At 45.8% G+C, this 22,189-nt stretch carries 21 protein-coding genes; 5 read left to right on the top strand and 16 right to left on the bottom strand.

Annotation, left to right across the window (positions count from 1 at the left end; genetic code table 11):
- Positions 1-143: 143 nt before the first annotated feature.
- The 9 genes from M1K58_RS09695 to M1K58_RS09655 form a co-directional block, all read right to left on the bottom strand.
- Positions 144-1,928 (bottom strand): sensor histidine kinase, encoded by a 1,785-nt coding sequence (locus M1K58_RS09695; RefSeq protein ID WP_256758618.1) that lies wholly within the window; start codon positions 1,926-1,928, stop codon positions 144-146.
- 5 nt (positions 1,929-1,933) lie between these two features.
- Positions 1,934-3,505, bottom strand: coding sequence for a response regulator transcription factor (locus M1K58_RS09690; protein ID WP_256758617.1), 1,572 nt, complete (start codon positions 3,503-3,505; stop codon positions 1,934-1,936).
- Between the two features lie 80 nt (positions 3,506-3,585).
- Positions 3,586-5,310 carry an extracellular solute-binding protein gene (locus M1K58_RS09685; protein WP_256758615.1) on the bottom strand — a complete coding sequence of 575 codons (1,725 nt, stop codon included), beginning with the start codon at positions 5,308-5,310 and terminating at the stop codon, positions 3,586-3,588.
- Between the two features lie 78 nt (positions 5,311-5,388).
- Positions 5,389-6,276 (bottom strand): carbohydrate ABC transporter permease, encoded by an 888-nt coding sequence (locus M1K58_RS09680; RefSeq protein WP_256758613.1) that lies wholly within the window; start codon positions 6,274-6,276, stop codon positions 5,389-5,391.
- Positions 6,277-6,310: 34 nt separating this feature from the next.
- The gene (locus M1K58_RS09675) at positions 6,311-7,186 is read right to left on the bottom strand and encodes an ABC transporter permease (protein ID WP_256758743.1); all 876 of its coding nucleotides are present in this window, start codon (positions 7,184-7,186) and stop codon (positions 6,311-6,313) included.
- A gap of 308 nt (positions 7,187-7,494) precedes the next feature.
- Positions 7,495-7,857, bottom strand: coding sequence for a DUF1304 domain-containing protein (locus tag M1K58_RS09670; RefSeq protein WP_256758611.1), 363 nt, complete (start codon positions 7,855-7,857; stop codon positions 7,495-7,497).
- A 53-nt stretch (positions 7,858-7,910) separates the two neighbouring features.
- Positions 7,911-10,220: an MMPL family transporter gene (locus M1K58_RS09665; protein ID WP_256758610.1), complete on the bottom strand. Its 2,310-nt coding sequence runs from the start codon at positions 10,218-10,220 to the stop codon at positions 7,911-7,913.
- Between the two features lie 109 nt (positions 10,221-10,329).
- A complete protein-coding gene (locus M1K58_RS09660; protein WP_256758609.1) occupies positions 10,330-10,932 on the bottom strand; it encodes a TetR/AcrR family transcriptional regulator in 603 nt (200 codons plus the stop codon).
- 272 nt (positions 10,933-11,204) lie between these two features.
- Positions 11,205-12,050 (bottom strand): alpha/beta hydrolase, encoded by an 846-nt coding sequence (locus M1K58_RS09655; RefSeq protein WP_256758608.1) that lies wholly within the window; start codon positions 12,048-12,050, stop codon positions 11,205-11,207.
- 178 nt (positions 12,051-12,228) lie between these two features.
- Here M1K58_RS09655 and M1K58_RS09650 point away from each other — a divergent pair, with 178 nt between their 5' ends.
- The gene (locus tag M1K58_RS09650; RefSeq protein ID WP_256758607.1) at positions 12,229-12,909 is read left to right on the top strand and encodes an SOS response-associated peptidase; all 681 of its coding nucleotides are present in this window, start codon (positions 12,229-12,231) and stop codon (positions 12,907-12,909) included.
- Between the two features lie 25 nt (positions 12,910-12,934).
- On the opposite strand, the gene M1K58_RS09645 is transcribed toward M1K58_RS09650, so the two are convergent.
- From M1K58_RS09645 to M1K58_RS09635, 3 genes are read right to left on the bottom strand one after another with little or no spacing between them, the layout of a single operon-like run.
- Positions 12,935-13,723, bottom strand: a complete 789-nt coding sequence (locus M1K58_RS09645) for an SDR family oxidoreductase (RefSeq protein ID WP_256758606.1) — start codon at positions 13,721-13,723, stop codon at positions 12,935-12,937.
- 40 nt (positions 13,724-13,763) lie between these two features.
- Positions 13,764-14,537 (bottom strand): DODA-type extradiol aromatic ring-opening family dioxygenase, encoded by a 774-nt coding sequence (locus tag M1K58_RS09640; RefSeq protein WP_256758605.1) that lies wholly within the window; start codon positions 14,535-14,537, stop codon positions 13,764-13,766.
- On the bottom strand, positions 14,534-15,184 hold the full coding sequence (locus M1K58_RS09635) for an alpha/beta hydrolase (RefSeq protein WP_256758604.1): 651 nt from the start codon (positions 15,182-15,184) through the stop codon (positions 14,534-14,536). Before M1K58_RS09635 ends, M1K58_RS09640 begins: the two co-directional genes overlap by 4 nt.
- A gap of 157 nt (positions 15,185-15,341) precedes the next feature.
- On the opposite strand from M1K58_RS09635, the gene M1K58_RS09630 reads away from it, so the two are divergent.
- The 4 genes from M1K58_RS09630 to M1K58_RS09615 all read left to right on the top strand — a co-directional run bounded on the left by M1K58_RS09630 (position 15,342) and on the right by M1K58_RS09615 (position 17,768).
- Positions 15,342-15,899: a helix-turn-helix domain-containing protein gene (locus tag M1K58_RS09630; RefSeq protein ID WP_256758603.1), complete on the top strand. Its 558-nt coding sequence runs from the start codon at positions 15,342-15,344 to the stop codon at positions 15,897-15,899.
- A 167-nt stretch (positions 15,900-16,066) separates the two neighbouring features.
- Positions 16,067-16,891 (top strand): hypothetical protein, encoded by an 825-nt coding sequence (locus M1K58_RS09625; RefSeq protein WP_256758602.1) that lies wholly within the window; start codon positions 16,067-16,069, stop codon positions 16,889-16,891.
- 91 nt (positions 16,892-16,982) lie between these two features.
- Positions 16,983-17,198: a hypothetical protein gene (locus M1K58_RS09620; protein WP_256758600.1), complete on the top strand. Its 216-nt coding sequence runs from the start codon at positions 16,983-16,985 to the stop codon at positions 17,196-17,198.
- 63 nt (positions 17,199-17,261) lie between these two features.
- On the top strand, positions 17,262-17,768 hold the full coding sequence (locus tag M1K58_RS09615) for a L,D-transpeptidase (RefSeq protein ID WP_306220306.1): 507 nt from the start codon (positions 17,262-17,264) through the stop codon (positions 17,766-17,768).
- Between the two features lie 145 nt (positions 17,769-17,913).
- On the opposite strand, the gene M1K58_RS09610 is transcribed toward M1K58_RS09615, so the two are convergent.
- The 4 genes from M1K58_RS09610 to M1K58_RS09595 all read right to left on the bottom strand — a co-directional run bounded on the left by M1K58_RS09610 (position 17,914) and on the right by M1K58_RS09595 (position 22,093).
- The gene (locus tag M1K58_RS09610; protein WP_256758598.1) at positions 17,914-18,165 is read right to left on the bottom strand and encodes a DUF6953 family protein; all 252 of its coding nucleotides are present in this window, start codon (positions 18,163-18,165) and stop codon (positions 17,914-17,916) included.
- Positions 18,166-18,182: 17 nt separating this feature from the next.
- Positions 18,183-18,404 carry a DNA-binding protein gene (locus M1K58_RS09605; protein WP_256758596.1) on the bottom strand — a complete coding sequence of 74 codons (222 nt, stop codon included), beginning with the start codon at positions 18,402-18,404 and terminating at the stop codon, positions 18,183-18,185.
- Positions 18,405-18,528: 124 nt separating this feature from the next.
- On the bottom strand, positions 18,529-20,370 hold the full coding sequence (locus M1K58_RS09600; protein ID WP_256758594.1) for an ABC transporter ATP-binding protein: 1,842 nt from the start codon (positions 20,368-20,370) through the stop codon (positions 18,529-18,531).
- Entirely contained in the window at positions 20,351-22,093 is a 1,743-nt protein-coding gene (locus M1K58_RS09595) for an ABC transporter ATP-binding protein (RefSeq protein ID WP_256758593.1), read from the bottom strand. Before M1K58_RS09595 ends, M1K58_RS09600 begins: the two co-directional genes overlap by 20 nt.
- Positions 22,094-22,189 lie beyond the last annotated feature (96 nt).

Genomic DNA, 22,189 nt, shown 5'->3' with positions numbered 1-22,189 from the left:
TTTTCCTTCTATTGAGCCAATACTCCCCATAATAGCGCGGAATGATTGTCGTTGAAGCTCCTGGCTCCTGGGGAATAATATAGTAGATCCTTTAGGACGCTCTAGTTCGTTCCCATCGAACTGCAGCTCTCCACCCACTAACACTATCTCGTATACTTCGGAAACCGGATTTGCACGGTTGTGCCTTCCCCGATCGAACTTGTAATGGCTACCCCGTATGCTTTGCCGAATTGTAGCTTGATTCTCTGATCGACATTGCGAATACCGTATCCTATCCCCTTCTCCGATGGGTCTAGCACCTGCTCGATCATTTCCTCCTTCATCCCAATCCCATTGTCTTGAACCTGCATGACCACATCTTCACCTTCCGAAGTTACGCTAATAGATAGGTGGATTTCGTCATCGTACCAAGCGTGCTCCAAGACGTTTTCAACAAACGGTTGAAGAATGAATTTGACCGTATCATACGCCAAAACTTCCTCGTCGATGTCATATTGTACAATGATCCGATTCGCAAACTTGATTCGTTGAATGTCCACATAGGACTGAATAATCTGCATTTCCTTATCGATGGAGATGATCATCTCACCTTTATTCAGCGACAATCGGTAGAACTTCGCCAAACCGCGAACCATCTCATGCATCTTATCGATTTCCCCCAGCTTCGCCATCCGGCTAATCGAGGAGAACGTATTATAGAGGAAGTGAGGGTTCATCTGCGAATGAAGAACTTGCAGTTCAACTTCCTTCTTCTCTAATTTACTTAAGTACACTTCATCGATCAGCTTCTCCATATTGGACGCCATATCATTGAAAGCTTCGCCGATTTGCGAAAATTCATCCTTACCGGGTACGACCATCCGTTTGTGGAAATCCCCTTCTTTGAACGCCTTAAGGGATCGGATCAATTTCATAAACCGCTTGGAGAAATATCGAGACATTAGCCAACTTATCAACGTAAGCACGAGCAAGCTAACCATGCAGATCAGAATGGTCAAGTTACGAACCTGCTTGGAATTTTCCTGGAAGGAGTTTGTTGGAATTAAGGCCACAATGCTAGCGTTCATGTTGTTAATCCGATGTTTAATTTGCATATAGTCATTCGATTGACTGACGAATCCGTCTTTAGCTACGGAGGGAAAATTCAAATTAGGTTGGGATCTTGAACTCGTATAGAGTAGATTATTGTTGTCATCGATAACGAATAAAAGGCTATTATCGCCTAATTTCGTAAAGTCCACATCGTAGAAAACATCTTTGAGCTTCACGCTCATATTGATTAATCCAATGGGAGAAAGCGTCTCATAATTGATAATAGGGCGGAGGAACGAAATGCTGCCCTTGGCGACGTCATCCTCGATCTGCTTCCACGCTTTGGTTTCATAAGTCATTGACAAAGACTTAAACCATTCTTTATTCTCAATTCTATCCATATGAAAAATAGAATATTGCCGCCCACTAGTCTCCTGCCCCTTACCCTTTTGCTCATCGAAATAAAACTCGCTTATGTAATAGAACTCGCTAATATTTTTATTGCTTAGAAAGACCGAAAGCTTCGCATCCAATAACGGCAAATTTACCGCTGACTCTAGCTTGGGCATGATGTATTGGGTTGTAATCGTATATTTCTCATAATCCAAATAGTATCCCGAGAAAATTCTCGACAAGGCTTGATCCGAAAAAATATCATCGGCTCCACGAATGACGTCCGCCAGCCGATAGTCCACATTACTCCCGATCTGCTTGACCGCGATCTCCAGATTGCTGCGGGTATGCTCCTCGCTTGATTTAACTGAAGAGACGTAGGAATAGCTCCCAATGACGATAACGGGAGTCAAGACGAGGAACAGGTAAGAGATCAATAACTTATAACGAAGTGGAATATAGGCCTTGGATCTGGTCTTAGATACATGAGTCACTATGGACACGAATATCAACTCTGCTTTCGATAGTCTCCCGGAGTAATACCATAATGCTCACGAAACAGCCTGCTGAAGTAAGCTAGACTTTTGTAACCGACTTGATCAGCCACTTCATAGATTTTAAGTGTTGGCTCTTGTAGAAGATTTCTCGCCTTTTCCATCCGATTGCGCACCAAATAATCGTTAAAGCTCTCCCCCGTCTGCTCCTTGAACAAGAAGCCCATATGATTGGCGGAGTAGGAGAACTTGTTTGCGATTTCCCTTAGCGTAATTTCTTCGGCTAGATGAGCTTGAATATACTGTTCTATCGGCTCAATTATTCGACGACTCTTGCTTTGCTTTTTTAAGAACAATCTTTCCGAAATCTCGAACACCGTCTTGCGGAGCCACGATTTGATATCCTCTGTCGTCTCGAATTGTCGGATGACATCCAGATGCTCGAACTCCCAGCCAAGTAAGCTGTCATACGTTTCGTTAACGGTGTTCAAATACGCTTCCAGCTTGGAAGCGATATGAATAGAAAAGCTATATACTTTCACAGGATGCTCGAATGTTCTTACATTATCAAACAAGTCATCCATACCGTCGCAAATTTTAACTAGATCATAGCTGGCAACTGCCATGAACATCGCATCTAGAATTGCATTCAGATCCTTAGCATCCTTGGCGATTTGAAGCTTGGCTAGCCTCGGAGGAATGATTCTATTTTTACCTAGAAACATTTTGTTACCGATTAATTCTTTAGCTTGTGTAAATGATTGGGTAATCTGATCAGGAAAAGCGACCAAATCTCCATAGCTCGAGGTGAGAGTAAAATAGGTATTACGTTGTACGTATTCATTCAGATCCGCTAAAGCATCCTCTAGCCGAGCAGCCTCTTCTTGATAGATTAGGGCAAACTGTGAAGAAGAGAGCTTACACCACGGACCTAACTTATGATCATCGATATATTCCGTTATTATCGTCGTTGCAGCACGTAATGCTGCTTGTCCTGCATCTGGCATTAGCTTGTTCTTCCAGAGCACATCATCCAATTCAATAATTACTGCTATGGCAGTTCCAGTAGGGATATCCAAAGGATACCGCGCTAAAAATGCGGGTAGCGCCTCTTGATTGATTCTTCCCTCAAGCAGATGCTGCAGGAAATCACTCTTGATAAACGCGAACGATTCAGTGAAGTGGGACTGCTCATTATTTTTCTTACGTGTATCGTCGATCTCTGCGACAACCTTACGAAGCAGCTCCACGATTTCGTCATCATCGACCGGCTTGAGGAGGTAACCATCCGCCTTCAGGTTAAGCGCTTGTTTGGCATATTCGAAATCTTGATAACCGCTTATGAAGATCGTTTTGAGATTCGGATTTTTGTCCAGCGCCTTCCGTGACAGCTCTAAACCAGTTAATACTGGCATTTTAATATCGGTTACAAGAATATCAACCGGATGTTGGTCGATATAGCTCATAGCCGATAACGAGCGATTCTCGCTACATACAACCTCGATCCCGAGCTCTGTCCACGGAATGAGCTGTCGCAGTCCTTCTAAGTCGTAATTCTCGTCGTCTACTAATACGGCTTTGTACATTTGATCATGTGCTCCTTCATGGCGAAAAGAGAGGGTATATTGAGTATACCCTCTCTAAACACTAAGTTATAGGTGCATTTTTATTGACCTTTCATACTTTTCAGGTTGGCTTGCCATACATCGGATTTCCATTTCAGTGCTTTCTCATAACCGATTTTCGTCGCTTCTTTATCGGCTTTTTCGATAAGGCTAAGTACTTCCTCGTCGCTCTTCGCGAAGAAAATTTTCGGAATCAGTTGCTTATGCATATCTCTTAGACGTTGCAGGACGATTCCTTCCTCAGAGTTCGGCGCTGGCTCTAGGTTGGAATACTCGGTTACATCCATGGACGTAACGAACGAAACGTTAGCTTGGCTAACCGTCGTCCAGTCTTGCGCTTCCATCGGTAATAGCTTCTCGCGTTTGCCTTTCGTGGAATCCACGTATGCCGTGTTTCCGCTCCAGTTGAATTCACCGATTTTCAATTCATCGTATTTCTTCGGATCGCGATTGATATATGCATCATTCGGAATAGGTACTCCGTCTTCTACCGAATCATAGAACAATCCCGGAGGTCCGAAGAAGATCACTTGCTGGCCTTCCGGGCTAGATGCCCAGTTGTAATAAGAGAAGATCGCTTCTGGATCCTTTGCGCTCGTCGTGATGACGTTGACATTCCAACCCAGCGTGTTAAATCCTGATGGGAATACCTTGTTCTTATCAACACCGCCTTTGTGGAACGGCCACACGATTTCGTAGCCGTCTTCTGGATCTTTGGCTTTGAGTTGATTGTTCGCTTCGCGCCCGATACCCTCGACGACAGCATCGTATGCGCCAAATACTGCGATTTTACCTTTTTTCAGCTTCTCGAGAATTTGATCACGCGTTTGCGTGAACATGTCGCTGGACGTCAACCCTTGGCGGAACAGCTTGCTGCTGTACAGGGCTGTGTCCTTAAACGCTTGATCCTGATAGATGGAAGTCAGGGCGTTGCCGTTTGGAACTCCGTAATTACCACCCGGTGAAATGAAAGCGCCCGTGAAGTTCTCAGCCGCACCACTGTAGAGCATACCCATCATTTGCACATCTGTACCTTCGCCACGAACTTCACCGAAGTCAAGAGGGACAACGTCAGGATATTTCTCTTTCACTAATTTCAGGTAGGCTTCAAGATCATCCCAAGTTTCTAACGCTGGAGATCCAAGTGCCTTATAGATTTTCTTCTCGACAAGATATCCGGCATTTCCGTTACCCTTATCTCCGTTAATGAACCAGTTCGGCAATTGGTACAGCTTGCCGTCACTGCTTCTGAGCATGTTCAACGTTTGCTCTCCGACAGCTTTCACGTACTCTGGATACTTCTCAAGGTAAGGATCTAGCGCCACTAGCTTACCTGCTTGTTGTAAGCGCTCTACGTCTTTACCCCGATCAAGTACGATGACATCAGGAAGCTGATTGGATACGATCATTGTGTTCAGCTTCTGTGCTGCCGCACCATTCGATTGTACGGGCTCCAGCGTGACTTTCAGATTGTCTGTAATCCACTTCGCATGCGGACGTTCTGCCCATGCTGGTGCAGTATACCAATCATAATTAACAAATAAGGAGAAGTTCACGGGTTTAACTTTAGCTTGGACGTCACCTTCCGCAGCTTCACTCGGCGAAGCGCTCTCGGTTGCGGCTGGCTGGCTCTCCGCCGCCTGACTTGCTGGCTGGGAAGCCGCAGGGCTACTGCTGTTATTGCTGTTACCGGAACATGCGGATAGCAACATGCTAATCGTTAGTAAACTACCAGTGACCAAGCTTGTACTTTTCTTGATATTCATGTACTTTCCCCTTTCTAATATTCACATTATATATGTCATAAGCGGATGTCGCATGCTGACTCCGCGAATAACCAGCAACTACTCTTTCAAAGAGCCTACCAATGCACCTTTAACAAAATACTTTTGCAGGAACGGGTAGATAAGGAGGATCGGCAGTGTCGCGACCATCATCGTCGCCATCTGTAGTGCCTTCACCGTGCTAGAATCTTCAACGGTGCTCTGCGCATAACTATTCAGATTCTCGATCAATGTCGCCGTCTGTCCCGCATTCACGATCTGCACGAGTAGCGTTTGCAGCGGAATTAAATTCTGGTTACTGATGAACACCGCTGGGGTAAACCAGTCATTCCACAAGCCAACCGCCGTGAACAGTGATAACGTCGCCACGACTGGTCCCGATATCGGCAGTACGATTCGGAAGAACACTCCAAAGTTTGAGCAGCCGTCAATACGTGCGGATTCTTCCAAGCCGTCAGGGAGCTCTTGAAAGAACGTTCTGAAAATAATCATGTTGTAAACATTAACCAAACCATGAACGATCAGGAACGTAAACGTGTTATATAAGTGCAGGTTGTATACGAGAACGAAGTACGGGATCAGTCCCCCGCTAAAATACATCGTAACGATGCAGATGATCATATATCCTTTCTTGAACACGATTCCCTTCTTGGACAAGCCGTAAGCGAAGAGCGCCGTGAAGAACATGGATACCAGCGTACCGATAAGGGTACGGGCTATCGTAATTAGGTAAGCATTAAAGATTCGCTTTTCTTTGAATACAATCTCATAGTTTTCCAGCGTGAACGCCCTTGGCCAGAATGTAACCCCTCCTAGCGAAGCGTCACTGCCCACATTGAACGAGAGGACGAGCGAGTTCCAGAAGGGATAGAACGCCAGGAACGCCAACACGACGAGTATGAAATAAATGATGGCCTGCATGACCTTATCCGAGAAGTTGAGTTTCATCGTATCGCTTCCGTTTCCTGAAAATTGCCTTGACCTACCATAAACTTGCTTTCCCTAAACGACGGGCTATGCCATTCGCTATGAACAATAGAATGACGCTAATAATCGACTTGAACAATCCGGCTGCAGTCGCGTAGGAGTATCGTTGGTTATTGATCCCCATTTGGTATACATAGGTATCGATGACTTCCGCGTAAGGCATGACGATTCCGTTGGATAGGTTTTTCGTCATCAAGAGGATGTCTTCAAAGCCCGCATTTAGGATATTGCCTACGCCTAGAATCAAGAAGATAATAATAACCGGTGAGATGCTCGGTATCGTAATCAGGAAAATCTGCTTAAATCGATTGGCTCCGTCCATTGCGGCGGCTTCGTACAAATCCGGATTGATCCCGGCTATGGCAGCCATATAGACGATTGAGCCGAAGCCGATCTCTTTCCATACCCCGACCGATACGAGAATGCCCCAGAAATACTCAGGCACCGATAGCCAGTTGATCGGTTTATCAATCAAGGAAAACTTCTGCATCACATCATTGACGGGCCCGTTATCCGCCGCCAACATCGAGAATACGAGACCCGAGACGACTACCCAAGATATAAAATGCGGAATATAGGTTACCGTCTGAACAATTCTCTTAAATGCCATGTTCCGTACCTCATTGAGCATGAGGGCTAGAATAATCGGCGCCGGGAAGCCGATGAGCAGCTTCAGCAGGCTTATGGCCAGCGTATTACGCATAATGTTCCAAAACTCCGGAGAATCGAAGAACATTCTGAAATGGTCAAATCCGACCCACGGACTCGCATTGAATCCGGTAAACAAGTTGTACTCCTTAAATGCAATGAGAACGCCCCACATCGGGATGTAGCTAAATACGATGATGAACGCGAGAGACGGAAGAATCATCAATTGGTAGTCCCACTGCCTGATAAACTTGCGCCAAACCCCAGAATCTTCTTTTCCGATATACCGAGGCAGCGATTGTGTTCCCTTATCGTGCAGCGGAGAAGTTGTGTCGCCTTTCAATTCATCACCCGCTTCGTTTTGTTTGTACCTTTATGCTAAAGGATGTCGAATCCATTTTCTACGCAAGCGATTAACGATTGTTATACGAAATCAACGATGTTATTTTTTTACAAAATAAAGAAGCCTACCCTCAGCGAAAATAGCTCGCGAAAGAATAGGCTTCCGTTTCCTCTAGTCCTAAACGTGATTTACCAAGCAACCATGACAGCGATCCATGCAGCTACGGCAGGAATTCCTTGCACGTAAAGGATTGATTTCTTAACGTTCAAACCTCCATAGATGGCAGCGATCAAGACGCAAATGAGAAAAAAGGTCTGAATCTGATACCCTGTTGAAGCGTTCGGATGTAGCAACCCCCAGACAAGTCCAGCAGCCAAGAATCCATTGTACAGTCCCTGGTTTGCAGCAAGCGGCTTGGAATCGCGGGCAAAGCTCGATGTCATTCCGAAAGATTTCCGAATCCCGGGCGACGTCCACAAGAACATCTCCATAATTAGAAAGTACGCATGCACCAAAGCGACAAGCCCTACTAGAATCGTAGCTATGCTCACGGGGCAGCCTCCCCTTCCCATTTGCTCAGACTGACCTGTTGTAACCGCTACTATTACTTATTCGGAAGCGGTGCTGAATTATCACTCCGTTTATGCAAATTTTTAGGCTCTATTTTCGACCGACCGGGAAACCACCAGCTTGCCCGTCCGAGTAGCTTCATCGTAACCGGCACGAGCAGCATGCGAATAACGGTAGCATCCAGCGCAATAGCAACAGCCATGCCGAAGCCGAGCATCTGAATGGGTAGGACTCCGGAGAACGCAAAGCCTGAGAATACAGCAACCATTAATACGGCAGCACCTGTGATGAGAGGACCTGTCTTCTCCATTCCCTCAGCAATACTATCCTCATGTGCTCCAGTCCGATCGTATTCTTCTTTAATTCGACTGACAAGGAACACCTCATAATCCGTACTTAGGCCAAACAGCAGCGCCAACAGCAACACCGGGACAAAGTGAATGATATATCCATTCGTTTCTACATCAAAGATTTCCGCACCGTATCCGTGAGCGAACACGAGCACCATAATGCCGGTAGTCGCTCCTACTGAGAATAGATTAAGGACGATCGCTTTAAGCGGTAATAGTAGACTTCTAAAGGATAAAACGAGGATTAAGAAAATAAGGACGAGCATAACTCCCAGCGCTGGCAGCAAGCTGTCGTTAATCGCTTTGGACGTATCCATACCATTCATCGTTTCCCCACCAATATTGAAGGTGGTCCCTGCCGGTAAAGCAGCCGCTGGCAAGTAAGAATCCCGCAAATACTTAACGAAGTCCCTACTGATGTCGCTTGATCCGAATTGATCGAGCTCGACTTCAAGCACGCCAGTATGCCTGTCAATACTCACATAGCGATTGATCATATAGCTGACATCACTAGGTAGAGCACCATTTCCTGCAGTCAACAATCCCGATACGACGTTTGAATCCACGCCTGGGAAAAAGGAGGCTACAGAGGTTACGCCTTTGACATGCTCTTGTTTACCAAGCTCATCTTGAAGCGCAGTAATCTGAACGAGCGCTTCTGGAGAGCTTAGTTCACTGTTCTCGTTATGAAGCACGATGCTGATTTGACTAGATGCACCCACTCCAAACGCCTTCTCCATAAGCGTAAAGCCTTGTCGTACAGATGTGTCCGCGGGAAGCGTCCTAATATCCGGTGAGTCTAGCTTCAAGTCGAGCGCTGGGATAGCAAATGCTCCCAATCCCACTAATGTAATAACCAAGAACAATACTGGACGACGCATAATCGAACTCGTCCATCTTTTCCAACCACTCGTCCGTGTAGGTTCACGAGTACGTAAGAAAGGAATACTTCCCTTATTAATACGGGCTCCCAGAATGACAAGCACTGCGGGTAATAACGTTAGACTCGCTAATCCAGCCACGAACACAACAACGATTCCACCGAAAGCGATCGCTTTTATGGCAGCCAATGGTACGATAAATAGCGCGGAGAGCGCTGCAATGACAGTGAGTGCTGAGAAAAACACCGTATGACCTGCCGTAGCCATCGTTGTCACTATTGCAGCCTGCTTGGTGTTTCCTTTGACGGCAAGCTCCGTCTTAAATCGGCTAACCATGAAGAGGGAATAATCGATACCCACGCCTAACCCCAGCATCATAGCCGAATTCGTTACGAATACCGAAAGCTCCACCTCCAAGGCAACCAAATAGATAATTCCCATGGCGACAAGCACGGATGCTATTGTTACAATCAACGGAGTAATTGTGGCCATGAGCGAACGGAACACAAGGAGAAGGATAATAATGATGAGTGGAAAAACAATCATCTCCGCCTTGACTAGACCCTCTTGACTCTGGACGCTGCTTTCCCCCCAGAAGGCCGCTCCGCCAACTAAATAAGCTTCTGCTCCAAGGCTGGAGGCTTGCTCAACTATCCGTTCCTGATAATCAGGTATTTTATTAATGACGAAATCAAGCTCCATATCCATATCTACGAAGGCGATGCTTAGATTAGGATCCTTACCGACTAACCCTGACCCAATTCCCGCCGAAGCGTCCAAAATGCTAAACACTCCAGATACTCCTTCTTCCGCTTTCAAGCTCGTGACGATCGTCTGCAGCTTCTCGTTATATTCCGGAGAACCTACTGCATGCTGTGGATCGCGAAGAACAAGTGTTAAGGAGCTCTCAGACCTTCCGGCAAATTCTGATGCTAGCAGCTTACCTGCGTTCAGCGACTGCGAGCCCGATACTTCCCAACCTCCCCCACTCAGGAGAGGAGTAACTTTACCAAAAGCATAGCCTCCGAACATTGCACATACGATCCAAATCACCACTACGACCCATCTCACCTTGAATAGCGCTTTTCCCCAACCGCGTAGTAAACCATGCATCTCTCTCCACCGTCTTTCTCTGTTTTTAGGTTTTTTTCTCCTGTATCTAATCTATGCCATTGTTTGTTTGATCATTCAAACAATAGGTGGTAAAAAGAAGGAATCGAATTTACGATTCATTCTTCTTATTCAAGGCTTCGTAATAAGCACCCAGCATAACAGTAAGCGTGTTATAGGCTTCGTCGTAATTGAAGCTAGGATCCGCAATCTTCTGCAGCCCCAAACCTTCGATAACCGAATATAAAATAGACGCTATGGTGTCTGATTGCTCACGGGGTAATCCGCTTATTGACTCAATTGTATTACTAATATAATTGCGCTCCGCAGCGAGCATTTCCCGCAACGTCTCAAGCGCACTCTCTTTCCTTAACCCAATGGCGAATAACTCGAACCGCAGTCGAAACCAGTCTGGATCCTGGATAGCTTTGCTCTTCGGGAGCTCAAGTATATTCGCTATCGTAACATTGGAAATTCCATTTGAGTTGTTGTAGCCTTCCAGCAACGGATAGAACGAGTTGCAATACCTTTGCGTCTCCTGTCGGAATACTTCTGCGAACAACAGGTCCTTACTTGGAAAATAGTAATTGATTAAGCCTTGCGCAACGCCGGCGGTGCTTGCTATTTCTTTAGTCGAGGCCTTATCATAGCCTTTCTCTGATAACACTTTATAAGCGGCCGAAATGATTCTGTCTTTCTTATCTGCGTCTGTCATCGGCACACTCCCTGCCATCCTATCGGATTGAACTTATTAGATTAATTATTGTTCGTTGTTCGTTGCTCTTTATTCGTTGCTCGATTGAATGAACGTTCAAACAGATAATATCATGCTATTCCCTTTGATGCAAGGCTGATTCTGTTTAGACTTCTACAAAGCGGGGGGGAAGGCACTTTTTTGGCAATTCAATGATATCCCTCGATAACAAAAAAAACCGACGCAAGCATCGGATTTTCCTCTTAATCGTTTCATTTCACTTCATGTATGTTTCATAAGGCTCGTAGCCAGCTTTCCACTTCCCGGAAAGCTTCCTCGTTCGTTAGAATGCCGTCATGGTCGCAATCGAGAATCATTTCAACCTTGGCTTTATTGTACTCAGCGAACATTGGCGCGTATTGCCCTGGGATATATACTTCTTCCTTCTCTCCAACTAATACGAGTGTAGGTTGAGTCATCGCCCGCAAGTAACGATCGTATCTCGCTTTCAGTGATCTGGACTTAAACAATCGGTAGCTTAAATTTAAAGTTTCGCGTCCATTCCTATTCGCGAGTGGCTTGTCGATGTTCATAACAATCCACTTATTCAGAAACCGGAGTCCAACCCGATTAAGTACGTTGAGAAGCGTAAGTTTACGTGTTGCGATTTGCATTGTGCTCCACGGATCCTTCTGGTGGGAGATAGGCGCTTTCGGATGCACGGCAGGGGCTAACAGAAGAAAGGCACTGATTTCTTTAGCCAACGGATGAAGAGCAAGACGGATCGCATTCCCTCCACCTGCAGAATGTCCTGCGATAATCAACGTGTATGGAGATACAGCACGCGACCAGATCCTTTTCACTAAATCCTCTATGTCGTCATCATATTGTCCGATATATTCCACATCGCCTCTGCGGATCGGGTGAAGCCCATAACCTCTTAAGTCCGGCACGATCACTTGCGCTAGCTGCCTCTTAGAAATAAATTCAGCCAACGGATGCAAATATTGTCCATCTTCGGACATCCCGTGCAGCAAAATTATAATTTTATTCGAATTCGCCTCGTAATGGCGGTAGCATAATGATCTTCCGTCTCTTGCTTCATATGTCTGAATGGGGGGCAGTTCTCTTTCGAACATGATGGATTGGGCCTCCGACAATTAATTCTAACGTGAAAGCGTTATTTCAAGACCATTATACCATAATCGAGCAACAAGCAGGTTTTAAAATTAGGTCTATGGTCTCACATCCCAACCGCTTGTGATGTTGTCCATTTCTTATTTTCAAGTTTATACTGGAGAGAAGGAGGGATAAGCGATGTGCGGAAGATATACAATCGTGGTTTCCATGGAAGAGCTAATGCTAAGATATATGAGCGAGACGCCAGCTGACCGGTTTCATACCCCTCGCTACAATATTGCTCCTATGCAGAATGTTATGGCGGTCATCCATGACGGTGAGAAAAACAGGCTTGGAGAGCTACGATGGGGTCTCGTTCCTGCGTGGGCTTCAGATGATAGGCTAGGGAGCAAGATGATTAACGCACGCGCGGAAACTCTACTGGAGAAAAACTCATTCAAGACTCTAATCCGACGTAAAAGAGCGATTGTTCCTGCTGATGGATTCTACGAGTGGAAGCCACTCGGGGATAAGAAGCAGCCGATGCGAATTACGATGAAGGACGGAGCTATTTTCTCCATGGCTGCGCTGTATGATACATGGAAAGCACCTGATGGGCGCAAGATTAGCACCTGCACAATTATTACCACAACTCCGAACAGCCTAATGGCCGACATCCATAATCGGATGCCGGTTATTCTCAAGCCTGAAGATGAAGCCTCTTGGCTACACCGAGAAAATGACGATATCGAGCAACTAACGAGCTTACTGCTCCCCTACTCGGCCAATGCGATGCGGGCCTATCCGGTATCTCCACTTGTCGGAAACGTCAAGAATGACACGGCGGAATGCATCGAGGAGCAGATGATCTTATTTTGATAAGTGGGAGTGTCCTATTCGATTATTAAAGCCCCTTAACCATCCCACCGTCGACTAGCAACGACTGTCCGGTTACATAGGTATTAGCGAATGAGCCGTAAAAGACAACGTGCTTCGCGAATTCCTCAGGAGTACCCAATCTACCCAGAGGAATCTGTCTGATGGCATCAGCTTGGATATCTTCGAATGAGCGTTGCTGATCCGCTGCCTTTTTCCGATCCAATTCCGCAATTCGGTCCGTTGCGATTCTACCTGGTGCAATGGTATTAATCAGCGTCCCGTCTTGGGCCAATTCCGATGCCAAGCTTTTGGTTAACGCTTGTACACCCGCTCTGAATACATTAGATAAGATTAGTCCATCAATCGGTTGTTTAATGGAGGTGGATGCCAGGTTCACAATTCTTCCGCCACCCGCGGACTTAAGATAAGGTAACGCTTCGCGAATTAACCGGATCGTGCTAAGGAGGCTTAGCTCGAATCCGCCCATCCAATCAGAATCCTCCATATCGGAGAAATAACCTCCTTGAGGTCCCCCAGCATTCGCAACCAATACATCCAAACCATTCCCAGCCGCTGCTGTCGATTGAATCGCATGGCGAATCTCATCGCCATTCAATACATCCATCTGTATGATTGCAGCCTCAACCCCAGTCCGTGCACGAATCTCGTCGCGAGTCTGCGCCAGTTGCTCCAAGCTCCGACTGGCAATCGTCACGCGTGCACCTTCCTTCGCGTATTCAAGCGCAACTGCTTTACCCAAGCCTTTGCTCGCCGCCGCCACGAATACGGATTTACCTGCTAACATCAAATCCATTAGAGACATCCTTTCCGCTAATCTGTTGGAGGCTAGTTTTTTAGTTGAATTGCCAGCAACTTAAGCTTAGAGTGCCATATTGATAGCTACGGTGCAATAGCTTCGCTTCGCGATTACGATCCCCAGCACCCATTGCAATAAGAAGCGGGATGAAGTGTTCGTTAGTTGGAACAGATTCGACTGCATAAGGTGCTAATGCTCGATATTCAAACAAAGCCTCGGTATCCCAAGCGATCAGCTTTTCCTCCAACCACTTGTCAAACGATTCCGCCCAATCTTCCACACCTTCCGCCCGCCAGTTTACTCTACGTAAATTGTGAACGGTGCCCCCGCTGCCGATGATTAGAATTTCCTTCTCTCTTAACTCCGCTAGAGCCGCACCCATTCGGTATTGCTCCTCGTTCGTGAGATACCGATTGACTGACAAAGCGATGACCGGAATATCCGCATCCGGATACATCAGCTTCAGAATCGCCCAAGCTCCATGATCCAGCCCTCTCTCAACATCAATCGCGCTTTGAATATCATGCTGCTTGAATAACTGCTCGATTTCCTCACTAATGGAACGATCTCCTTTGGCTGGATAGGTCATCTGATACAATTCATCCTGGAAACCGCCAAAATCATAAATTGTGGAGTAGGTGCTGGGTACTGCGCTAATTGTTTGCGTACGGCTTTCCCAATGTGCGGAGAACAGAACAATCGCTTTAGGCGTAGGTGTAGAAGCCGCGAAAGCCTTGAGAAAATTCGTATAGTCATTGTTATCAAGTACGAGTGAAGGTGCCCCATGGGCAATAAAATAAGATGGCATCATTGTTGTTCACGCTCCTTAATCCATTTGATAATATCTCGTTGATTGTCTTCTGACACTCCATGGTCCGTCGGATAAATTGTGAATGAGAGGTGCGGCGTTTGCGTTCGAAAATATGCGGCCGTTTCTTCCCCTATCCGAATCGGAAATACAGAGTCATATTGTCCATGGGATATAAATACCGATAATTCGTCAACCTTAAGCAGCGTATATTCTGTCTTCACAAAATCGGGCACGTATCCGTTTAACGCCACAATTCCCTTCAATTGCTCTCCCATCGTAAGTGCCAGCGTCATGGACAAAATCGCACCTTGACTAAAACCAAGCAAATAACGCGCGGATGGATCTATCGGGTACTTCTCAGTCGCGTAGTGAATAAAACTTTCCAATTGTTTAGCCGCTTGATCGAATTGCTCACGAACGGGATTTCCTATGCTTTTCAACTCATAATATTGATATCCAGCACCTAAAGTCAGGTTGCCGCGAATTCCGATAATAATAAATTCGTCAGCTAAGTCCGATACCAAACCAAACATATTGCGCTCATTAGAGCCTTTCCCGTGAAGGGTGAATATCGTCGGATATTTCTTGTTTGTGTCCCAGTTCGGGGGCATATGGATTTCATATTCGTAGTCTGCTGTTTCTATCATGAAGTTCCCCTCCTGTTTTCGAAGTAATTATATTAGTCATACAATATTTTATTTTATATTAGTAATATATTATGAAGACACTAGATTGTCAATTCAAAAATTGTTAATATCAAACTATAGTTAGTATTACAAATATTTTTCAAAAGGTGGGAATTCGATGGATATCGGCTCCACGATCCGGACGATTAGAAAACGACAAAAAATCACGATCGCCCAAATATGCGAAGAAACAGGCTTATCCCAAGGCTTCATGAGCCAGGTTGAAACGAATAAAACATCACCCTCAATTGCTACGCTTGATAATATTGCTAAAGCCCTTAACGTCCCTCTCCCCTATTTGCTCATGAAGAAGGAAGACCGTATGAGCGTTGTCCGCAAAGAGGAGCGAAAAGTAACAACGAGTGGCAGTGAAAGCTTGAAGGTTGAGCACTTAAGCTTCTCTAAGAATTTGAAGCTAAGAATTGTTGAATTTCCACCCGGCGCTTCAACAGGTGATGCTCCTCATGCTCACCCTGGAGAAGAAGTCCACTTCGTCATCAAAGGTACGGTCGTTGCTGAACAGGGAGAAGATTCGGCTATCCTTACGGAAGGCGATTCTTTTAGCTGGAATGCTTGTACACCTCATAGAGTTATCAATATTAGTGATGAGCTTAGCATCGTACTTGTTGCTGTATTTAACGGTACAGACACCGAACAAGAAGAGGATTTCCTATAACGAAGTGAGCTATGCGGAGTCTCTTGACACTGTGCAATCCGTCCGGTATGCTGTACAAACACAACTAAATTTTCAACCCTTACGATGGAAGCACCCGTAAGCAAAGGCTATTAACAGCCTTTCTTGCAGGTGCTTTTTTGTCGTCCAAATCAAAGGAGGAATTCGTTATGTCGAAAGGAAAACCGAACTCATTTATCCTGATTCTAATGCTCCTGTCCGCTATCTTCGCCCTTTCTCCTGCCACAATTGTATCCGCGGCAACCGTAGAACTAACCTCATCCGTCAAAGCTTCTTTTGACAAGACTGTCACTGTTGCAGACAAACAAACCGCCGCAAAGCTGAGCACCTTCTACGTTAGTTTCGGAGACTTGCTTAAGCAGGACCTGAGCAGCGAATCAAAGATCAAAGCACTCCACTACAACAACGATGAAGCTATCATTGCACTCCGCAAACAAATTAGTGCTATTAATTCGACTGCGCTAAACAAGCTGACAGTTCAACTCCAACAAACAAAAGAGCGTCATCAACCCTTGTTCAACTCCTACACTTCAGTTAATAAGCAAATTACCGCCGCTAAATCGTTAAAGAATAAAACACTAAATGCCCTTCTGCGTGCCCAAGCCGATGTACTCAAGCTGTCTGTCCAATTCGCTCGTGAGGATATTAAAGCCAAAGAAGCCGCGCTCAAGACAGAGAAAACAGCCACTTCCCTCAAAATCAAAGCTGCCCGAGATTTACTCTCCACGATCGAGCCGCTGAAGGTTCAAATTAAAGCGCAACGAAGCGCGGCAAACTTACCCCGCAGCAGTATGTCCCCCGTGTGGAAAAATTTCAAGTATGCGATTAAAAAAAAAGAAGTCAAGGGTACGCTAGATTCACTCTCTACCCTCGTCCTGCTTGCTCGTCAGATTGTGGAGCAGCAGCAGAAAATCTATACACTTGAAGTAAAAATTTCTGATATCATTCACAAAACCAAATCTCACTTCCTATAACCCCGGCTCAATTAAAGGTATAATAAACTCCAATAACCTATCGCGAAGAAGGAACTACCTTCACCCGATACGAAGAAGGAGTCCTATCCCTGTGGCACAAAGCATTCGATTGTTAACAGATCAAGATTTCGAAGAAGCGATGCTGCGTCAAGCGCAATTGCGCGTCTTCAAGAATGACCATATTATCGATACGGGCGGAATTATTGTTCGCTACGATAGCCAAACCATTGTCATTCAATCTGGAGTTGGTGATATGGCATATCACGCTAGAGAAGCTTGCGAGTTTTTCGAGCTGAGGAAGCGTTAATAACACTATTCCCCGAGGTTCTGCATATATATTAGGGCAGAACTTTCGGGGAGGGTTTATTTCATGCGGATCGCGCTTTGGTGTCGCACCTTGATTATCCTGTTAGGCTTAATACTTATTCCTGCAGTCATTACCGTACATGCCAATTCTTCTCAATTAGAGAAGAAATTCATCAAATACGAGCAATTTATCAAAATCGATAAATCGGCCAACATGCTCTATTTCTATGAGAAGGGTGAGTTGATCAAATCGTTTTCTGTAGCGACAGGAAAGAAGCCTTCCTATACACCGGAAGGCTTGTTTACGATTCATGAAAAAATCAAAAACCGGCCGTACTATAAAGAAAAAATCAAAGGCGGAGATCCCAAAAACCCGCTCGGCGACCGTTGGCTCGGCTTGGAAGTCACCCTCAATGGCAAGACATCCTTTGCCTACGGGATACATGGCAATAACAACGAGAAATCGATAGGCAAGTATGTGTCTGCCGGTTGTATACGAATGCATAATAAAGAAGTTCGCTGGCTCTATGATCAGATCAAGACTTCTACACCAGTTCTTATCCAGAAATAATGGCGAGACTTTCCGTCGACCTGATCATAATAACGACCTATGACCCATGCCATAACGTTCACAATAAAAAATCCCCTATCGAGCATCGAATAGCTCTTAGGGGACTTTGCTTCTTATTGTGTTAATATCAAGCACGAGGGGAAAATCACACCTTGATCGACGAAGTCCAGCCCCAGTAGAAAGCATCACGATCCCAAGCTGCTTTGCCGCCGTGAAGCTTCTTGAACGCTTTCTTTACCTCTTTGTCGATGGAGGTGTGACCCGCTTCATTGGTATAAATAAAAGATTCACCGAAATGGCCTTTAATATAGTTTACGGCTTCGGCTTGATACAGAACCCCAATAGTTCTTAATTCATTGAACATCCATTCCGCAACTTGATCAGCTGTGTAGCTCATCACAGTCCACTCCTTACTTATCCTACGATTCGATCGATCTCGCTCTTAAGCAGCAAGTAACGATGAACGCTTCTCTTGATGCTCATCTTCGTCAGTCTATGCTTGTCTACATATATTTTCATTTGATCCTTGGACAGCCCCAACAAATCCCCCGCCTCTGTCAGCGTAAGAACTTCCTCCGTACTAGTGGCATTAAAGGTTTTCTTCGCTTTTTGGTTCCAATCTTCGAATACTTGCATTATGAAACACCCTTTCTGCTTGTCGGGTCCTAAGCTTCAGGCTTAAGGGCCGTTCAATTTTCTCAATTCCTTCTATTATAGCATGATTCACCTCGAATAATCAGCTTGATCATGATTAAGATCGTTATTGTAGCTGCATACGGCCTTGGTAAAGGTTACTATATAGCCCGCGTCTCTCCAATAACTGTTCATGAGAGCCTTTCTCCAACAAGCGGCCCTCTTGAAGGACGAGAATTTGATCTGCTCGACGAATCGTATTCAGCCGATGTGCGATAACGAAGCTGGTGCGTCCCTCCATCAATCGTTGCAGCCCCTCCTGAATTTTTATTTCTGTCACAGTGTCAATACTACTCGTCGCCTCATCTAGCACAAGAATGGCCGGATCAGCCAGAATCGCCCGTGCTATGGCCAATAGCTGCTTCTGTCCTTGGCTGATCCCACTGCCGTCTCCTTGCAAGATCTTGTCATATCCACCTTCTAGCCGCACGATAAATGAATGAGCATTCGCTAGCTTCGCGGCCTCCTCGACCTGCTCATCGGTTGCCTCTAGCTTGCCATATCGAATATTGTCTCGGATCGTCCCCTCAAATAGAAAAGAATCCTGCAGTACAAACGCCATATGAGAACGAAGGCTTTCCCTTCGGATCGTTGTAATCTCATGTCCATCAACGGTTATGCTCCCCGAGTCTGCTTCGTAGAACCGAGAAAGCAGCTGGATGAGCGAGGTTTTACCTGCACCAGTGGGCCCTATAATGGCAATCGTTTCCCCTGGGCTTGCTTCAAAGCTAATGTCCTGTAACGTTTCTTCCCCTTTATTATAGGAAAAGGAGACATGGGAAAATGAAACCGCACCTTGGAGCGATTCAAGCTCTCTTGCTGCCCCTTCGTCAATCGCTTCCTCTTCTTCATCCAAGATTTCGAACACCCGTTCCGCACCTGCGATAGCAGACAATAGCGTATTCCACTGATTCGCAAGATCGTTAATCGGTCTCGTAAATTGTCTGGCATATTCGACGAATACAACGATAACCCCAACGGTTATTGCACCCCGAATAGCAAGAATGCCTCCAACGCCAGCAATGATGGCAAAGCTTAAATTGTTAAGCCCGTTCATCAGCTTCGGGATGAAGCCCGATATCGTCTGTGCCCAGAAACCCGACTGCTTAATTCGTGCGTTGTGTTCACGAAACGTGCCAATGACCCTCTCTTCTTGGGAAAAAGCCTTAATAATACGTTGACCAGACAACGTCTCTTCGATAAAACCGTTTAATTCCCCCATATTGCGTTGACGCTCCTTGAATAGAACGCCGGTTCTCCGCGTAATCCACTTCATACCGATCACCATTAGCGGTACGACCAAGAAGGTCAGCAACGTAAGCAAGGGGCTCAGCAGTAGCATCACAACAACCGTACCCACGAGAATGAGTACACTAGAGAATACTTGGATCGCGGAGCTATTCAAGGTGGAGCTAACATTATCTATGTCATTTGTCATGCGACTCATTAATTCTCCACGTTGACGCTTAGCGAAGAACGGGATAGGCAGCTTGTGCAGATGGCCAAACAAATCCACTCGCATTCGGTATACCGTTTCCTGAGCGATTGCAATCATCCATATATTTTGCAGCCAACTGACCAACGAGCTGAACACATATACTGCCGCAAGACCGGCAAGGAACAATAGCCAAGGCGATCCCCCTGGTCCCTCCAAATATTGATCGATCGCTCTACCAATGAGATAAGGACCAAGAAGAGTTAGAACGGAGCTTAGCATGACCATGAATAGCACAAGACTCAACCGCCCCTTGTGATGCGCAAGATAATGCCATATCCGTTTCAAGGTCGCCTGCCAATCCTTCGCTTTCTGTTTCTTCCGGTTCACATTTTGGGGGTTCTGTGCATCAACTACCTGAACAGCTGCTGTCGACTTCCTATAGCGGAAGGGTTCACTTAAAGCTTTCCACATGTGACCCCTCCTCCCCGAATTGCGATTCATAGATGCGTCTATATAAGGTGCTTGCTTCCATTAACTGAGCATGGTTCCCTTGACCAATGAGTCGACCCTCATCTAACAATAGGATGAGATCAGCGTTCATAGTAGAGCTGATCTTCTGTGTAATGAGGAAGGTTGTACAGGCCATACTATTGATCCCCTGCAATAATGCAGCTTCCGTTTGCACATCCAATGCGCTGGTGCTGTCGTCCAAGAGTAGAATAACGGGCTTACGGATAAGCGCACGGGCAATGGAAATCCGTTGTTTCTGCCCCCCAGATAGGTTAATCCCTCGCTGTCCTAGCATTGTGTCATAGCCGTTAGGAAGCTGCATAATTGTATCGTGAATTTGCGCTAGCTTAGCTGCTTCAACAATCTGATCGAAGCTTACGTCAACAGACCCCCACTCGATATTGTCGCGTATCGTTCCCGTAAACAGCAAAACCTCCTGTGGCACATAGCCAATGGAGTCATGAATATGCCTAGTATCCCAATCGCGAGCGTTACGGCCATCTATGCGAATAACTCCCTCGTCCTCCTCGTATAAACGGAGAATAAGCTGCATAAGCGATGACTTCCCTGATCCAGTCGCACCCAATATGGCAACCATTTCACCGGGATTTACTTGGAAAGAAATATTTTCGAGCACAGGAGTATGTATCGTCGGGTATTGAAAGGTAACCTTCTCGAATTGTACGCTTCCTTGCTCAATGCTACCGGATGCTTTCGGAGCCCCCTCGCCTTCAAGCACGCCGCTGTCCGTCATGAGCGCTTCGCTAACACGCTGCGCAGAAGCTCTTGCTCTTGAGAATGCCGATACAAGCATAGATAACGCAGATAATGCTCCTGCGGTTCGAAGTGAATAATTCACAATGGCCACTACTTCACCCGTCGTTGCTGAACCCACGTGAATTTCAATTTGCCCGAACCAGAGTACCGCAATGATTCCCGCATTCATAATGAGCACGATGAAGGGCTGCGTAATTTCAGTAAGACGTAGCGCTGAGGTGGAGCTCTGCATCAACTCCCCGCTATGGTGAGCAAACCTCGTTGCCTCTTGCTTCCGACGAACGAATACGCGAATAAGACGCATACCTGACAAATTTTCTAGCATGACTCCATTTACAGCATCTAGCTTCTGTTGGACTTTGTGGAATAGAATAGCCGCTTTCTTCACGATCCAAATAATAACGAAGAACAACGCAGGTACAGTCAATAGCAACAGAAAACCAAGCCCCGCGTGCACGACGAGGGCCATAATTAAACTTCCGATAACGACTAATGGTACGCGTAGCATGAACCGAAGACCCATGAATGTCGTTTCTTGAATCTGAGTAATGTCGTTCGTCAGACGAGTAATGAGCGATGAGGTAGCGAATCGATTAAAGACTGCATAGGAGAACGCTTGCACTTTACCGTACAGCTTTTCCCGTATATCGTAGCCAAGACTCTGACTCACATGCGCCGCATAGAAAGAGCTTACTATCCCCGCAGCAAAAGCAAATAATGAGGCAGCGATCAGTACTCCGCTCCATAGTAGCACGACTTCCGTGCTATCCCGCGCTATTCCGTCATCAATAATTTTCGATATGATCAAGGGTTGAATTAATTCTACCGTTAGCTCGACCAGCATGAGGAAGATCGCCATGATAGCAGCTACGCGATACGTTTTTATAAAAAGGAAAATTTGTTTCATTCCGTGTCCTCCGGTGAAATAGCGCCCTTCGTAGCTATCTAAGTTGTGTATGTCATATTCTACATATCCCTACTTTCTATTTTACCCATAATCACG

The sequence above is a fragment of the Cohnella sp. WQ 127256 genome (genome assembly GCF_024519285.1).
Lineage (GTDB): Bacteria > Bacillota > Bacilli > Paenibacillales > Paenibacillaceae > Cohnella.
The sequence above is the reverse complement of the archived record's forward strand: the minus strand, read 5'-3'. Positions and strand labels throughout refer to the sequence as shown.

Bases quoted from the DNA above. Each gene is read 5' to 3' on its own strand.
- M1K58_RS09690 (WP_256758617.1), bottom strand. From the start codon at position 3,505: ATGTACAAAGCCGTATTAGTAGACGACGAGAATTACGACTTAGAAGGA.
- M1K58_RS09685 (WP_256758615.1), bottom strand. From the start codon at position 5,310: ATGAATATCAAGAAAAGTACAAGCTTGGTCACTGGTAGTTTACTAACG.
- M1K58_RS09680 (WP_256758613.1), bottom strand. From the start codon at position 6,276: ATGAAACTCAACTTCTCGGATAAGGTCATGCAGGCCATCATTTATTTC.
- M1K58_RS09675 (WP_256758743.1), bottom strand. From the start codon at position 7,186: ATGATTCTTCCGTCTCTCGCGTTCATCATCGTATTTAGCTACATCCCG.
- M1K58_RS09665 (WP_256758610.1), bottom strand. From the start codon at position 10,220: ATGCATGGTTTACTACGCGGTTGGGGAAAAGCGCTATTCAAGGTGAGA.
- M1K58_RS09660 (WP_256758609.1), bottom strand. From the start codon at position 10,932: ATGACAGACGCAGATAAGAAAGACAGAATCATTTCGGCCGCTTATAAA.
- M1K58_RS09655 (WP_256758608.1), bottom strand. From the start codon at position 12,050: ATGTTCGAAAGAGAACTGCCCCCCATTCAGACATATGAAGCAAGAGAC.
- M1K58_RS09650 (WP_256758607.1), top strand. From the start codon at position 12,229: ATGTGCGGAAGATATACAATCGTGGTTTCCATGGAAGAGCTAATGCTA.
- M1K58_RS09645 (WP_256758606.1), bottom strand. From the start codon at position 13,723: ATGGATTTGATGTTAGCAGGTAAATCCGTATTCGTGGCGGCGGCGAGC.
- M1K58_RS09640 (WP_256758605.1), bottom strand. From the start codon at position 14,537: ATGATGCCATCTTATTTTATTGCCCATGGGGCACCTTCACTCGTACTT.
- M1K58_RS09635 (WP_256758604.1), bottom strand. From the start codon at position 15,184: ATGATAGAAACAGCAGACTACGAATATGAAATCCATATGCCCCCGAAC.
- M1K58_RS09630 (WP_256758603.1), top strand. From the start codon at position 15,342: ATGGATATCGGCTCCACGATCCGGACGATTAGAAAACGACAAAAAATC.
- M1K58_RS09625 (WP_256758602.1), top strand. From the start codon at position 16,067: ATGTCGAAAGGAAAACCGAACTCATTTATCCTGATTCTAATGCTCCTG.
- M1K58_RS09615 (WP_306220306.1), top strand. From the start codon at position 17,262: ATGCGGATCGCGCTTTGGTGTCGCACCTTGATTATCCTGTTAGGCTTA.
- M1K58_RS09610 (WP_256758598.1), bottom strand. From the start codon at position 18,165: ATGAGCTACACAGCTGATCAAGTTGCGGAATGGATGTTCAATGAATTA.
- M1K58_RS09605 (WP_256758596.1), bottom strand. From the start codon at position 18,404: ATGCAAGTATTCGAAGATTGGAACCAAAAAGCGAAGAAAACCTTTAAT.
- M1K58_RS09600 (WP_256758594.1), bottom strand. From the start codon at position 20,370: ATGTGGAAAGCTTTAAGTGAACCCTTCCGCTATAGGAAGTCGACAGCA.
- M1K58_RS09595 (WP_256758593.1), bottom strand. From the start codon at position 22,093: ATGAAACAAATTTTCCTTTTTATAAAAACGTATCGCGTAGCTGCTATC.